This is a genomic window from Nonomuraea sp. NPDC049649 (genome assembly GCF_040675175.1).
Taxonomy (GTDB): Bacteria; Actinomycetota; Actinomycetes; order Streptosporangiales; family Streptosporangiaceae; genus Nonomuraea.
This window is the reverse complement of record NZ_JBFAOH010000011.1, coordinates 1-13,444: the sequence shown is the minus strand read 5'-3', so window position 1 is coordinate 13,444 and position 13,444 is coordinate 1. Positions and strand designations below refer to the sequence as shown.

15 protein-coding genes and 1 tRNA gene are annotated in these 13,444 nt (G+C 70.4%); 11 read left to right on the top strand and 5 right to left on the bottom strand.

Annotation, left to right across the window (positions count from 1 at the left end; translation table 11 throughout):
* Positions 1-2: 2 nt before the first annotated feature.
* Positions 3-398, bottom strand: coding sequence for a hypothetical protein (locus AB0J42_RS16720; RefSeq protein ID WP_364294730.1), 396 nt, complete (start codon positions 396-398; stop codon positions 3-5).
* A gap of 90 nt (positions 399-488) precedes the next feature.
* Between AB0J42_RS16720 and AB0J42_RS16715 the strand changes: the two genes are divergently transcribed.
* From AB0J42_RS16715 to AB0J42_RS16705, 3 genes are read left to right on the top strand one after another with little or no spacing between them, the layout of a single operon-like run.
* Positions 489-1,352, top strand: coding sequence for a PHP domain-containing protein (locus AB0J42_RS16715; protein WP_364294727.1), 864 nt, complete (start codon positions 489-491; stop codon positions 1,350-1,352).
* Positions 1,349-2,146: a YafY family protein gene (locus AB0J42_RS16710; protein ID WP_364294724.1), complete on the top strand. Its 798-nt coding sequence runs from the start codon at positions 1,349-1,351 to the stop codon at positions 2,144-2,146. Before AB0J42_RS16715 ends, AB0J42_RS16710 begins: the two co-directional genes overlap by 4 nt.
* Positions 2,143-2,505, top strand: coding sequence for a VOC family protein (locus AB0J42_RS16705; RefSeq protein ID WP_364294721.1), 363 nt, complete (start codon positions 2,143-2,145; stop codon positions 2,503-2,505). Before AB0J42_RS16710 ends, AB0J42_RS16705 begins: the two co-directional genes overlap by 4 nt.
* A 101-nt stretch (positions 2,506-2,606) precedes the next feature.
* On the opposite strand, the gene AB0J42_RS16700 is transcribed toward AB0J42_RS16705, so the two are convergent.
* The 3 genes from AB0J42_RS16700 to aceE form a co-directional block, all read right to left on the bottom strand.
* The gene (locus AB0J42_RS16700) at positions 2,607-3,347 is read right to left on the bottom strand and encodes a maleylpyruvate isomerase family mycothiol-dependent enzyme (RefSeq protein WP_364294718.1); all 741 of its coding nucleotides are present in this window, start codon (positions 3,345-3,347) and stop codon (positions 2,607-2,609) included.
* Positions 3,348-3,357: 10 nt separating this feature from the next.
* Complete coding sequence (locus AB0J42_RS16695; protein WP_364295232.1) at positions 3,358-4,872, bottom strand: alpha/beta hydrolase; 1,515 nt, start codon at positions 4,870-4,872, stop codon at positions 3,358-3,360.
* A gap of 150 nt (positions 4,873-5,022) precedes the next feature.
* Positions 5,023-7,770 carry a pyruvate dehydrogenase (acetyl-transferring), homodimeric type gene (aceE, locus tag AB0J42_RS16690; RefSeq protein WP_364294715.1) on the bottom strand — a complete coding sequence of 916 codons (2,748 nt, stop codon included), beginning with the start codon at positions 7,768-7,770 and terminating at the stop codon, positions 5,023-5,025.
* Positions 7,771-8,279: 509 nt separating this feature from the next.
* Here aceE and AB0J42_RS16685 point away from each other — a divergent pair.
* The 7 genes from AB0J42_RS16685 to AB0J42_RS16655 all read left to right on the top strand — a co-directional run bounded on the left by AB0J42_RS16685 (position 8,280) and on the right by AB0J42_RS16655 (position 11,335).
* Positions 8,280-8,462 (top strand): DUF1918 domain-containing protein, encoded by a 183-nt coding sequence (locus AB0J42_RS16685; protein WP_364294712.1) that lies wholly within the window; start codon positions 8,280-8,282, stop codon positions 8,460-8,462.
* Positions 8,463-8,471: 9 nt separating this feature from the next.
* The gene (locus AB0J42_RS16680; protein WP_364294709.1) at positions 8,472-8,879 is read left to right on the top strand and encodes a secondary thiamine-phosphate synthase enzyme YjbQ; all 408 of its coding nucleotides are present in this window, start codon (positions 8,472-8,474) and stop codon (positions 8,877-8,879) included.
* A gap of 117 nt (positions 8,880-8,996) precedes the next feature.
* Positions 8,997-9,425, top strand: coding sequence for a DUF3052 domain-containing protein (locus tag AB0J42_RS16675; RefSeq protein WP_364294706.1), 429 nt, complete (start codon positions 8,997-8,999; stop codon positions 9,423-9,425).
* Positions 9,426-9,463: 38 nt separating this feature from the next.
* Positions 9,464-9,916: a peroxiredoxin gene (locus AB0J42_RS16670; protein WP_364294703.1), complete on the top strand. Its 453-nt coding sequence runs from the start codon at positions 9,464-9,466 to the stop codon at positions 9,914-9,916.
* 12 nt (positions 9,917-9,928) lie between these two features.
* Positions 9,929-10,243 (top strand): hypothetical protein, encoded by a 315-nt coding sequence (locus AB0J42_RS16665; protein WP_364294700.1) that lies wholly within the window; start codon positions 9,929-9,931, stop codon positions 10,241-10,243.
* A gap of 54 nt (positions 10,244-10,297) precedes the next feature.
* Positions 10,298-11,248 (top strand): ROK family protein, encoded by a 951-nt coding sequence (locus AB0J42_RS16660; RefSeq protein WP_364294697.1) that lies wholly within the window; start codon positions 10,298-10,300, stop codon positions 11,246-11,248.
* Between the two features lie 15 nt (positions 11,249-11,263).
* A tRNA-Val gene (locus tag AB0J42_RS16655) sits at positions 11,264-11,335 on the top strand.
* Between the two features lie 449 nt (positions 11,336-11,784).
* Here the strand turns inward: AB0J42_RS16655 and AB0J42_RS16650 are convergent.
* Positions 11,785-11,931, bottom strand: a complete 147-nt coding sequence (locus AB0J42_RS16650; RefSeq protein WP_364294694.1) for a hypothetical protein — start codon at positions 11,929-11,931, stop codon at positions 11,785-11,787.
* 341 nt (positions 11,932-12,272) lie between these two features.
* Here AB0J42_RS16650 and AB0J42_RS16645 point away from each other — a divergent pair, with 341 nt between their 5' ends.
* Positions 12,273-13,391: a helix-turn-helix transcriptional regulator gene (locus tag AB0J42_RS16645; protein ID WP_364294691.1), complete on the top strand. Its 1,119-nt coding sequence runs from the start codon at positions 12,273-12,275 to the stop codon at positions 13,389-13,391.
* Positions 13,392-13,444 lie beyond the last annotated feature (53 nt).

The following is a 13,444-nucleotide window of genomic DNA, read 5'->3' as shown; positions in this document are numbered from 1 at the left end:
GCTCAGCCTCCGCCGGTGCGGGAGCCGCCGCCGAACCCGCCGCGCTGGATCGCGCGCCCGTTGCGGCTGGTGATCTCGACGCCGTGCGGGCGGACCGTCCTGCCGCCGTGGACCCGGCTGCCGACCCTGGTGCCGCCGTAGTACCAGTGGTAGGCCCCCCGGGAGCCGCCGTAGTAGCGGGCGTCGTCGTCGCAGTAGCGGTCCTCGACCACCGTGTAGGAACCGTCGGCGGCCCGCCTGGAGTCGACGCAGTCGGCGGTGACGCTCTTGGCGCCGGAGGTGGCCGCGCAGTAGCCCACCACCATCACCGACACGGCGCCGATGACGGAGAGGGTCACGACGTTGGACGACTTCTTCGGCTTGCTCGGTACGGGGGCGTGACTGGGGTGTTGCGCCATCGGGCTCCTGTCTCTTGCGGTCGCACAGCCTAGCGGGGGCGCGACCGGCCGTTCAATCCTGCCGGGGGCCGCTCGGGTAAGGATGGACGTATGGAACCGGTCGAGGCGTTCCGGGAGATCGCCTTCCTGCTGGAGCGGGCGGGCGAGCCCACGTACCGGGTGCGCGCCTTCCGCCGCGCCGCCGCCGTGGTCACGGACCTGCCGCGCGAGGAGCTGGTACGGCGCGCCGCCGCGGGCACGCTGACCGAGCTGCCCGGCATCGGCAAGGTGACCGCCACGGTGATCGGTGAGGCGCTGGACGGGAAGGTCCCGACGTACCTGCGCAGGCTGCGCGCGACCGAGGGCGAGGACCTGGGGGAGGAGGCCGCCGCGCTGCGGGCCGCGCTCCGGGGCGACCTGCACAGCCACTCCGACTGGTCCGACGGCGGCTCGCCCATGGAGGAGATGGCCGGGGCCGCCCGCGCGCTCGGGCACGACTACCTGGCACTGACCGACCACTCGCCGCGTCTCACCGTCGCCCGCGGCCTGTCGGCCGACCGGCTGCGCGCCCAGCTCGACGCGGTCGCCGAGGTCAACCGCGGGCTCGCGCCGTTCCGCGTGCTCACCGGGATCGAGGTCGACATCAACCCCGACGGCAGCCTCGACCAGGAGCCGGAGCTGCTCGACCGGCTCGACGTGGTGGTCGCCAGCGTCCACTCCCAGCTGCGGATGGACCGTACGGAGATGACCCGCAGGATGGTCACCGCGATCGCGAACCCGCGCGTCGACGTGCTCGGCCACTGCACCGGCCGGATCGTGCGCCCGGCCAGCTCGACTGGCAGCGTTTCGGCTGCGAGCGGGCCGCCCAGTGCGGGGTGGAGCCGGAGCGGATCGTCAACACCTGGCCGCTGGACGAGCTCCTGGAGTGGGCCCGCTGACGATTGTCGGTGCCGGGGCGTACCGTCACAAGCGTGAACCGCACCGACCGGCTCTACGCGCTCGTCGAGCACCTGCGCGCCGTCTCGCCGCGCTGCCGTTCGGCCCGCGAGCTGGCCGCGCGGTTCGAGGTGAGCGTCCGTACGATCGAGCGCGACATCGCGGCGCTGCAGGAGTCCGGCGTGCCGATCTACGCCGCGCCGGGGCGCAGAGGCGGGTACGCGCTCGACAAGAAGATGTCGCTGCCCCCGCTCAACTTCACCCCCGCCGAGGCGGTGGCCATCGCGGTGGCGCTGAGCCGGGCCGGTGACCAGCCGTTCGGCCGCCAGGCCCGCAGCGCGTTACGCAAGGTCGTGGCCGCCATGCCGGGCCGCGAGGGCGAGTTGGCCCGTGAGCTGGCCCGCCGCGTGCTGCACATCTCCGAGCCGGAGGAGCCCGCCCGTCCCCTCGGCGCCGAGGGCGTCTCCCGCGTCATCGAGGAGGCGCTGCTGCGCCGCAGGGTGCTGCGCCTGGACTACGCCGACGCCAAGGGCGCGCTGACCTCCCGCGACGTGGAGCCCGGCGTCTTCCTGGGCGGCCGCGGCGGGTTCTGGTATCTCGTGGGCTGGTGCAGGCTCCGCGACGACGTGCGCGTCTTCCGCCTCGACCGCATCACCGGCGCAGCCGTGACCGGCGAGCGCTGCCCCGACCGGCCGGTGGAGAGGTTCGCCGACGTGCCCGACATGATCGTCCACGGCACCTCTCTCGATGACGAGTTCGAAAACACCGACATAGGGGTGTCGCCGGGCCGCCACATTCTTGTCTCGTCAGGAAACGACGAGGAGACCGAATGAGTGACAACACCGTGACCTGGTTCGAGGTCGCGACCGACGACCCCGACGGCGCCGAGCGCTTCTACGGCGGCCTGTTCGGGTGGACGTTCGCCCGCGACGAGGGGCCCATGGACTACCGCCTGATCACCGGCGCCGACGGCGGCGCCCCGGCGGGCGGCCTCTACAACTCCGAGGGCGGCTTCCCGCCGCACGCCGTCTTCCACGTCCAGGTGGCCGACGTCGAGAAGACCTGCGCGCAGGTGGAGTCGCTCGGCGGCGAGGTGCAGCGGATGGTGATCGACGACGGCGCCGGCACCGACTTCGCCTACCTCCGCGACCCCGCCGGCAGCCTCTTCGGGATCTTCCACCGCCGGGGCTGATCGCCGCGGGCCGGGCAGGCGCCTTCCCCGCCTCCCGGGCCCGCGTCCGGCCCTCCGCCCCGGGCACGCCGCCGACCGCCGAGTGGCGGCGCGCCCGGGGCTCACAGCCCGCCCGCCGACAGCCACCGCTCCAGCGACTCACGGTCGCCGAACACGGTCAGCCCGTCGCACGAGCGTCGTCCGTACATCATCAGCAGCAGGTCGCGGGCGGGCGCCCGCACCGCGGCGTCGCCCTTGACGTGCCCGCGCTCCCACGTGACCGTGCCGCCGGGCCCCTGCGTGAACGTCCACTCGCCGGTCAGGTCGGTCGCGTGCAGGTGGAACGTCGCGCCCTCCAGGCCCAGCTCCGCCAGCCGCCTGGTCACCCAGCGGGCGCCCGGCAGGTTGGCGAGCAGTTCCTCCACGCCGTCGGCGGCGACCGCGGCGTCCACCTCCGGCTCCAGGCCGAGCGCCTGCTCGGCGTCCGCCCGGTGCACCACCAGCTCGAACGCCATCCGCCTGGCCCACCAGCCCGCGGTCCCGCCCGGGCCCCACGTCCACAGCGGCGTCGCGGGGTCGGTGGCGCGCAGCGTCCGCACCATCTCGGCCGACCCCTCCGCCAGCCAGGCCGGGTCGCCGTGCGCGCCCTCGGCCAGCCCGTTGGGCACCTGGCCGGGCCAGAGCCGGTCCTGGTTGCGGGTGGACACCATGTGGGTCACCCAGCGGTGCATGGTGCCCAGGTGCGTGATGAGGTCGCCCAGAGTCCAGCCGGGGCAGCCCGGCACCGGCGTCCCGGCCGGCGCGGCGGCCAGCTCGGCCAGCCGCGCCGTCTCGCTCTCCACCAGGGAGATGTAGTCCGTCACACGACAGAGCCTAGGCCGCCGGGCAGGTCGAGCCCCGGGAGGGCATCTCGCCGTCGAGCAGGTAGGCGTCGACCAGCTTGGTCACGCACTTGCTGCCCGACAGGTAGGCGCCGTGCCCCTCGCCCTCGTAGGTCGCCAGCGTGGCCGTCTTGAGCTGCGCGGTCAGCTTCGGCGCCCACTCGTACGGAGTCGCCGGGTCGTTCTTGCCCCCGACCACCAGGATGGGGGCCGAGCCGGTGGCGTCCACCCGCTTGGCCTTGTCGCTGCCCTGCGCCGGCCAGATGCTGCACAGCCCGCCCGAACCCTCGCTGCCGAACAGCGGCGAGATCTTCAGCGCGGCCTCCTCGGTGCGGCGCAGCGTCGCCTCGTCGGGCCGCTCGGCCGTGTCGACGCAGGTGATGGCCGGGAAGCTGGTCATCTGGGTGGAGTAGGTGCCGTCCTCGTTCCGCCCGGTGTAGGAGTCGGCCAGATACAGCAGCGCGCCGCCCTGCCCCTTGAGCGCCTGCCCGAGCGCGGTCTCCAGGAACGGCCAGGTCACCTCGGAGTAGAGCGCCGACACGATGCCGGTGGAGGCCAGCCCCTGGGTGAGCTCCCGGTCGCCGACCTTCAGCGGCCGCTTGGTCAGGTCGTTGAGCAGCTTCTCCACGTTCTTGTTGGCGCTGCTCACGGTGGGGCCGAGCTCGCACTGCTCCTTGACGCACGCCTTCAGGAAGCTCTCGTAGACCTGCTGGAAGCCGCGCGTCTGGGCCAGCGTGCGCTCCTCGAAGCTGACCGACGGGTCCAGCGGGGCGTCGAGCACCATGCGGCCGACGTTCTTCGGGAACAGGGTGGCGTAGACGGCGCCGAGCTGGGTGCCGTACGACATGCCGAAGTAGTTGAGCTTCTCGTCGCCCAGCGCGGTCCGCATCCGGTCCATGTCGCGGGCGGCGTTGACGGTGCCGACGTACGGCAGGACCTTGCCCGAGTCACGCTGGCACAGGTCGGCGAACTTCCGGTTGGCCGCCGCGAGCTTGCGGCGGGTCTGCTCGCCGGGCGGGAGCGTGTCCATCGCGATGAACTCGTCCAGGTCGGCGGGCGTGCCGCAGCGCACCCCCGCGCTGCGCTCGACGCCGCGCGGGTCGAAGCTGACCAGGTCGTAGCGGGCGCGCAGCGACGACAGCGCCTTGGACGCCTGGTCGAGCGTGTCGACGCCGGAGCCGCCCGGCCCGCCGAAGTTGAACACCAGCGAGCCGATCCGGGCGCGCTGGTCGACCGCCGGAATCTTGATCATGGCGAGCTCGATCTGCTCGCCGCCGGGGTCGGAGTAGTCGAGCGGCACCCGCAGCTTCCCGCAGCGCACGTTCTGGTCCTGCCGGGCGGGCGGCTCCCCGTCGCCGCGCTGGATGTCGGTGCACGGGCCCCAGGCGATCTGCCCGCCGGTCGTCTTCTCCGGCGTGCCGTCGCTGGCAGTGCGGGCGGTGCTGACACAACCGGCGGTCACGGTGGCGGTGGTGGCCACGAGTGCGGTGGCCAGGACACGGCGCATCACGGAACAGTCTCCCCCTGTCGTTGCCGGGGGAAGCCCTGCCCACGATACGGGATCATGCGCGGGAATCGGCGGCGCCACCCCATCGGCCGCGCCGCCTTCCGGAATCGGGCGCCCCCGCGGAGACCTCTCCGCGGGGGCGCGGGAGCGTCAGACGCCCATCGACTGGGTGTCGTTGCTCTCGGCGCCGCCGGCCTCGGTCACGCCGTTCTTGAGGTGGTAGCGGGCCACCGCCTCGTTCAGCACCTCTTCGTCGAGCTCGCCCCGCTTGACCAGGCTGGTCAGCACGGCCAGCGTGATGGAGGCGGCGTCGACGTGGAAGTGGCGGCGCAGCGCCGAGCGGGTGTCGGACAGGCCGAACCCGTCGGTGCCCAGCGAGGACCAGTCGCCCGGCACCCACTGCGCGATCTGGTCCTGCACGGCCTTCATGTAGTCGCTGACGCCCACGAACGGGCCCTCCGCCTGCGACAGCGCGCGGGTGACGTACGGCACCCGCGGCTCGGCGTCGGGGTTGAGCATGTTGTGCTCGTCGCAGGCCAGCGCCTCGCGGCGCAGCTCCGTCCAGGAGGTGGCCGACCAGACGGCCGCCGACACGCCCCAGTCTTCGGCCAGCATCCGCTGGGCCTCCATCGCCCACGGCCCGGCCACGCCGGACGCCAGGATGTTGGCCTTCGGCCCCTGCGTCTGCGGGCCGTCCGCGTACTTGTAGAGGCCCTTCAGCAGGCCGTCGACGTCGATGCCCTCGGGCTGCGCCGGCTGCAGGTAGGGCTCGTTGTAGACGGTCAGGTAGTAGAAGATGTCCTCCGGCTTGTCGCCGTACATGCGGCGCAGGCCGTCCTTGACGATGTGGGCCACCTCGAACGCCCACGACGGGTCGTAGATGACCGCCGCCGGGTTGGTGGAGGCGATCAGCGGCGTGTGGCCGTCCTCGTGCTGCAGGCCCTCGCCGTTGAGCGTGGTGCGGCCGGCCGTGGCGCCGAGCAGGAAGCCGCGGCCCATCTGGTCGCCCAGGGCCCACATCTGGTCGCCGGTCCGCTGGAACCCGAACATCGAGTAGAAGATGTAGATCGGGATCATGTGCTCGCCGTGCGTCGCGTACGCGGTCCCGGCCGCGGTCGCGGAGGCCATCGACCCCGCCTCGCTGATGCCTTCGTGCAGGATCTGGCCCTGCACGGCCTCCTTGTACGACAGCAGCAGCTCACGGTCGACGGCCTCGTACATCTGGCCGTGCGGCGAGTAGATCTTCGCGGTCGGGAACATCGCGTCGAGACCGAACGTGCGGGCCTCGTCCGGGATGATCGGCACGAACCGGTGGCCGATCTCCTTGTCGCGCATGAGGTCCTTGAGCAGCCGCACGAACGCCATCGTGGTGGCGACCTGCTGCTTGCCCGAGCCCTTGGTGAAGCCCTTGTAGACCTCGTCGCCGGGCAGCTTGAGCGGCTTGGCGCGGTTGACCCGCTTGGGCAGCACGCCGCCGAGGGCCGCGCGCCGCTCCTTCATGTACTGGATCTCCGGGTCGTCCTCGCCCGGGTGGTAGTACGGCGGCAGGTCGCCCTCCAGCGCCGAGTCCGGGATCGGCAGGTAGAGCCGGTCGCGGAACTCCTTCAGCTCGGCCTTGGTGAGCTTCTTCATCTGGTGGGTGGCGTTGCGCGCCTCGAAGTCCTTGCCGAGCGTCCAGCCCTTGATGGTCTGGGCCAGGATGACCGTCGGCTGGCCGACGTGCTCGCGGGCCGCCTTGAAGGCCGCGTAGACCTTGCGGTAGTCGTGGCCGCCGCGCGACAGCTTGCGGATGTCGTCGTCGCTTAGGTGCTCGACCATCTTGCGCAGCCGCGGGTCGGTGCCGAAGAAGTGCTCGCGGATGTAGGCGCCCGACTCGACCGAGTAGGTCTGGAACTGGCCGTCGGGGGTGGTGTTCATCTGGTTGACCAGGACACCGTCGACGTCGGCGGCCAGCAGCGGGTCCCAGTCGCGGCCCCACACGACCTTGATGACGTTCCAGCCGGCGCCGCGGAAGTACGACTCCAGCTCCTGGATGATCTTGCCGTTGCCGCGTACCGGGCCGTCGAGCCGCTGCAGGTTGCAGTTGATCACGAACGTGAGGTTGTCGAGCTCCTCGCGGGCGGCCACGCCGATCGCGCCCAGCGACTCGGGCTCGTCCATCTCGCCGTCGCCCAGGAACGCCCAGACGTGGCTGCGGCTGGTGTCCTTGATCTGGCGGTTGAGCAGGTAGCGGTTGAACCGCGCCTGGTAGATCGCGTTGATCGGGCCCAGGCCCATCGAGACGGTCGGGAACTCCCAGAAGTCGGGCATGAGCCGCGGGTGCGGGTAGGAGGGCAGGCCGTGGAAGCCGTGCGACAGCTCCTGCCGGAACGCGTCGAGCTGAGCCTCGTTGAGGCGGCCTTCGAGGAAGGCGCGGGCGTAGATGCCGGGCGCCGCGTGACCCTGGAAGAACACCTGGTCGCCGGACTCGCCGTGGTCCTTGCCGCGGAAGAAGTGGTTGAAGCCGACTTCGTAGAGCGACGCGGCGGAGGCGTAGGTCGCGATGTGGCCGCCGACGTTGGTGCGGGCGTTGGCCCGCGACACCATGATCGCCGCGTTCCAGCGGATGTAGGCGCGGATGCGCCGCTCGACGTGCTCGTCGCCGGGGAACCAGGGCTCGCGCTCCGGCGGGATCGTGTTGATGTAGTCGGTGCTGCGCAGCCCCGGCACGCCGACCTGGTGCTCGCGGGCCCGCTCCAGGATGCGGAGCATGAGATAGCGAGCTCTGGTGCGGCCTGCCGTCTTGACGACGTTGTCGAGGGACTCGAGCCACTCGTTGGTCTCACTGGGATCGACATCAGGCAACTGGCTGGGTAGGCCGTCGCTGATGATCGAGAAACGCTGGCGTCCGGAAGCCACTGGGTCTCGCCTTCCGAGGATGACTGATGTCTGGTCTGGGTCGCTTTCCATCCTGGTCGCTCACGGTCGAAAGTGCATCTCTACCGCCGAGTAACCAGGACGTCCCTGCTGGCAGGGCGGTCACCGGTGGCCTAGACCACCGATGGTAGGACGAATCAAGGGCCAAGGGTACAACGGCCCGTCAATTTAACAAGACGGGAAAACCTACGAAATTTTGCCTCATACGATGAGTATCCCCCCGGCAGGGCACCTCGTCACCTCCCGGGTGCCCACAACGCGCCCTGCGACGGCCCCTACCCGTTCCGTGCCGGGATGAACGGGCCGTGGGGATCCCGCTCCCACGGAGTGGCGACTGCCTGTTCCCGTGCCCGCTTGAACGAGGGAAGTCCCGCTCTCGCGGAGATTGCCAGGAAAGTCTCAGCTTGAGGGTGATCGTGCTTACCGACCCTTGGGCAAGCGTGGACGAATCCCCTCTTTCCCCCGGACGTCCTTCGTACGAGTCTGGAGCTATGAATGCGACGGTAGGCGACCGGCTCCTGGTGCGCGCGAACACGGTCGGCGAGAGGGACCGGACTGGGGAGATCATCCAGGTCCAGGGCCCGGACGGCGGCCCGCCGTACGTGGTGCGGTTCGACGACGGCCACACCGGGCTGGTCTTTCCGGGCCCGGACGCCGTCATCGTGCCCCACTAGGATCCGCGTGTGAGATCCGAACTGATTTCCGTGGCCACGGGTTCACGAGAGACGGTGCACGACATCACCGCCGAATGCGCCGACTTCGTCCGCGCGGCAGGCGAGGACGGGCTGCTGCACGTCTTCGTCCCGCACGCGACGGCCGGCGTCGCCCTGCTCGAACTCGGTTCGGGCAGCGACGACGACCTGCTGGCGGCGCTGCGCGACCTGCTGCCCGCCGACGACCGCTGGCGTCACCGGCACGGCTCACCAGGTCACGGCAGGTCCCACGTCATGCCCGCGCTCATCCCGCCCTACGCCACGATCCCGGTGCTGGGCGGCCGGATGGCGCTCGGCACCTGGCAGTCCGTCGCCCTCGTCGACCTGAACGTCGACAATCCGCAACGCCAGGTTCGGCTCTCGTTCCTGCCGGGTTGAGCGTGATCGAGTACGGCCGCACCCGTGGCGACCGTTGACGACCGAGGGTCACAGCGTGTGGACTGTCCCGAAGCGAATAACCGCATATGCGGGGCCACTCAAGCAGGAGGGATAAACGTGAGCGCGACCGCGGGTCAGGCGCAGGGCGAGCGCGGCCTGGCCGAACGGCTCGGCCTCAAGCCGGGTCAGGTGGTGCAGGAGATCGGCTGGGACGAGGACGTCGACGAGGACCTCCGCGAGTCCATCGAAGACCTGACCGGCAACGAACTGCTCGACGAAGACACCGACGACGTCGTCGACGTGGCGCTGCTGTGGTGGCGCGACGGAGACGGAGATCTCTTCGACGCCTTGACCAATGCCATGCGATCACTCGCCGAGGGCGGCCAGATCTGGCTGCTGACTCCCAAGGCCGGGCGCGAAGGCCATGTGGAGCCGAGCGACATCGGCGAGGACGCCATCACCGCGGGTCTCTCGCAGACCAGCACCATCTCCGCGGCGCCAGACTGGTCGGGAACCCGGCTCGTGCCGCCCAAAGGCAGGCGGTAAGGGGCGAGCGCGCCGCACCGTACGGCAGGATTAGAGGTGTGAACGGACATCCTGCCGAGGTCGGCGCGACCGCTCCGGATTTCGAGCTCCAGGACCAGCATGGCAGCCCGGTCCGGCTGTCCCAGTTCAAGGGCAGACGAGTCGTGCTGGTCTTCTTCCCGCTGGCTTTCAGCGGGATCTGTCACGGTGAGCTGTCGGCGCTGCGCTCGTTTCCGGCCGACGCGCAGCTGCTCACCGTCTCCGTCGACTCGCTCTTCGCGCTGCGCGCGTGGGCGGACCAGGAGGGCTACGCTTTCCCGCTTCTCTCCGATTTCTGGCCACACGGACAGGTCGCTCGGGCGTACGGTGTCTTCGACGAGGAGAAGGGCGTCGCCCGCAGGGGGACCTTCGTCATCGACGGCGACGGCGTGATCCGCTGGTCGGTGGTCAACCCGATCGGCGAGCCGCGAGACGTCGCCGACTACCTCAAGGCACTCGCCGACCTCGCCTGAACGGAGGAGACGATGCCCTGCTACCGCTGCGGGGCCCGGCAGACGGACCCGGTCCGCGGCGTCAGCCCGTGGAAGCGCGGCGTCCGTCACGATTCCCAGGTGCTGATCTGCCCCGACTGCCAGCGGACGCACGACCTCGAACTCGACACCTGCGCCGGGTGCGGGTCCGTGGCGCTGATCTGCCGGCTCGGAGAGGTGGAATGCCGCGCCTGCGGAGCCGTACGGGCCGCCAGGTCCGGCGCGCCGGTCGTGCTCTCCACCGGATCGCCGCCCGGCCTCTCCGCCGAGGTGGAGGCCGCCCTCAACCGGGTGCTCGGCCGTGCCTGAATGATCCGGGGGACTTTTCCAGACAAACATTGAGCTGCGCTATCGTCTCCTTCCGTGTCCCACACACCTGCGTACGTCGTCGCACTCGACGTCGGCGGCACGTCCATGAAGGGCGGCCTGGTCAGCGAGAACGGCGCCGTCCTGCTCTCCGAACGGCGCCCCACCCCCCGTACGGACGGTCCTGAGGCGGTCGTGGCCGCCATCCGCGACTTCATCCGCCACCTCGCCGAGACCGGCGACGGCAGCCCGGCAGGAGTCGGCCTGGCCGTGCCCGGGCTGGTGTCGGAGGACACCGCCCTCTACGCCGCCAACCTCGGCTGGCGGGACGTCCCCGCCAAGGACTTCACCGACCTCGGCGTCCCCGTCGTCCTCGGCCACGACGTCCGCACCGGCGGCCTCGCCGAAAGCGTCCTCGGCGCCGGCCGCGGCGCCTCCGACTTCCTCTTCCTCCCCATCGGCACCGGCATCGCCGGCGCCATGATCGTCAACGGCGCCCCGTACGAGGGGACGGCCGGCTGGAGCGGCGAGATCGGCCACATCCCCGTCTTCCCCGACGGCGAGGAATGCGCCTGCGGCCAGTACGGCTGCCTGGAGACCTACGCCTCCGCCGCCTCCGTCGGCCGGCGCTACAGCCAGCGCACCGGCCAGGAAGGCGTCAAGGCCGAACAGGTCGTCACCTCCGACGACCCCATCGCCATCGAAGTCTGGGACGAGGCCGTCGAAGCCCTGTCGCTGGCCCTGGCCACCTACACGCTCCTGCTCGACCCCGCCATGATCGTGCTCGGCGGCGGGCTCTCCCAGGCCGGGCCCGCCCTCTTCGACCCCGTACGGACCCGGCTCGTCAAGCGCCTGTCCTTCAGAGAGGCGCCGCCGCTGCTGCCGGCCGCCCTCGGCGTGGACGCGGGCATGCTCGGCGCGGCCCTCCTGGGATGGCGCGCGGCCGGGCGGCCCGAACTCGGGCCGGGCTGGGAGGTGGATGTGCGAGCCACTCCGTTGGTGTCGTAAGGTTGTGCCGATCAGGGGCGGTTAGCTCAGCGGTAGAGCACTCGCCTTACAAGCGAGGGGTCACTGGTTCGAACCCAGTACCGCCCACCCTGACCCTCTGCTCCGCCCACCCGTTGCCCCGGGCATCCCTTGACCCCGTCAGCCCGCCCGTCCACAAAGGGCCTCGCTGCGCTCGGGCGTTTTCTTTGGTGCCGGGCTTCGCCCGGCGGCTGTCGCCCCAGGTTGAGCGTTTGAGACAGGGTGAGGTCGGTGTCACCGGTGGGCATGGACCGGCATTGTCACGGGGGACGTACTCTGCCAGGACCGCGTACCCGGCATTTCGGCGTTCTGCCAGGAGCGGCAGGCCCGGATGATCATCGCACCCGAGGTCAAGCCGTACGTGAGAAAGCCCGGCAGGTGGCGTAGCGGCCGGCCTGGAAGGGTAGCCGCGGGGGCGCCGCTGAGACCACCTGCCGGGACAGGGGACGCGACGAGGCACGAGTGACGGCCCGTCCCCTCCCGGCGGGACTCCATCACCAGCATCGTCGCGTCCGTCTTCACCTGGCGACGTGCTCCGCCAGGACGTTCGCCGCGCCCTCGACATCGCTGGTCGGGTGCCGCCTCTCGGCGTTCTGCCAGGAGTAGTAGGCCCCGCCGTACCCGACGAACACCCACACCGGCAGTCCCGGATCGGGCCGGTGCACCAACAGGGCGGTGCTGTTGTGGCGCAGTTCGGCGTTGACGCCTGAGGCCCACGAGCCGATCCCGCAACCGGATCAGCGCGTCGGCCTCCTCATGATCGGTGGGATAACCGGCCACCACCGCCATGATCGAATTCATATCGCGCTCCCTTCGGCCCGGCTGCCTCCGGGGCAGTCGAGGCTGGCCATCTCCTCGTTCATCCGGCGCTCCCTGTGTGCGGGAGGCCGTGTGACGTACCGTGGTTGATTGATGACAGGTCCACCGGCAACCGTGTCTGCGCAGGACCCCTGATCGGCTCCCTTGTTTCTCCTTTCGATCCCCCAGCTGGGAGGAAGGCCCGCCGATGCCCGACTACATCCCCAACGTTCGCCTTCGGGCCTGGCGCAACGAGCAGCGTCTCTCCCGGATGGAGATAGCCGAGAAGATCAACGCCACTCCGGCCGGCATCGCCGAACGACTGGCATGTGACGAGGAGCGAATCCGGCGCTGGGAGACCGGTGAAGTCCGATGGCCCCGTACGCCCTACCGGCTGGCGCTCTCCCAACTGACCGGCCTGGAACCTGAGGCGCTGGGGTTCTCGCAGAACAGGCGGACACACAGCCTCATCGAGCCCCACCTGACGCCAGTGGATGCCTTGAGGGCTGAGGCCGAGCTGTACGGCACGATGGAACTCGCCCAGCAACTCCAGGCATCGGACGTGGGTAGTGGAACGCTGGAGGCTCTGGCCGAAGCCGTCGATCTGCTGTGTCGTGCCTATCCGGTCGTGCCCGCAATCACGCTACGCGACCGTACACAGAAGCGCCTCGCCCAGATCAACCGTCTACTCGCCGGACGCCTCACCCTTGACCAGCACCGCGAACTGCTGGTGATCACCGGGTGGCTTACCGCCCTGCTGGGATGCGTGCACTACGACTTGGGGGAGAGGGAGGAGGCCGAGACCGCGCGACGGACCGCGTTCGAGATGGGCCGCCAGGTCGGGCACGGGGAGCTAGTGGGCTGGGCACACGAAATGGCCGCTTGGTTCGCCCTGGTCGAGGGCCGGTACGAGGATGTCGTGACCGCCGCTCGAATGGGGCAGGCAGTGGCCGGCACCAGCAGCGCCATGGTCCAGCTCACCTTGCAGGAGGCTCGCGGTCTGGCCCGCATCGGTGACCGCCGCCAAGCGGACCGCGCCCTGACCCGCGGAGCCGAAGTCCTCGGCCGCCTCCCCATACCCGAGCACCCGGATCACCACTTCGTCTTCGACCACGCCAAGTGGATCTTCTACGCCGCCACCTGCTACACCTGGCTCGCCGACGATGATCGCGCCGAAGAACACGCCCGCGAAACCATTCAAATGCACACCCGCCCAGACGGCAGCTCCAACGCTCCCATGCGAGTAGCCGATGCCCACATAGACCTCGGCATCGTCCACGCCCGGCCAGGGTCGAAGCGTTCTCAGATGGTGAGACCGAGTAGCTGAAGGCCGTCGGCTGGGTGGCTGCGGTAGTGATCGGTGGCGGCGGCGATGTTGGT

Bases quoted from the DNA above. Each gene is read 5' to 3' on its own strand.
- AB0J42_RS16665 (WP_364294700.1), top strand. From the start codon at position 9,929: ATGCCCTGCTACCGCTGCGGGGCCCGGCAGACGGACCCGGTCCGCGGC.
- AB0J42_RS16720 (WP_364294730.1), bottom strand. From the start codon at position 398: ATGGCGCAACACCCCAGTCACGCCCCCGTACCGAGCAAGCCGAAGAAG.
- AB0J42_RS16705 (WP_364294721.1), top strand. From the start codon at position 2,143: ATGAGTGACAACACCGTGACCTGGTTCGAGGTCGCGACCGACGACCCC.
- AB0J42_RS16645 (WP_364294691.1), top strand. From the start codon at position 12,273: ATGCCCGACTACATCCCCAACGTTCGCCTTCGGGCCTGGCGCAACGAG.
- AB0J42_RS16695 (WP_364295232.1), bottom strand. From the start codon at position 4,872: ATGCGCCGTGTCCTGGCCACCGCACTCGTGGCCACCACCGCCACCGTG.
- AB0J42_RS16685 (WP_364294712.1), top strand. From the start codon at position 8,280: ATGAATGCGACGGTAGGCGACCGGCTCCTGGTGCGCGCGAACACGGTC.
- AB0J42_RS16715 (WP_364294727.1), top strand. From the start codon at position 489: ATGGAACCGGTCGAGGCGTTCCGGGAGATCGCCTTCCTGCTGGAGCGG.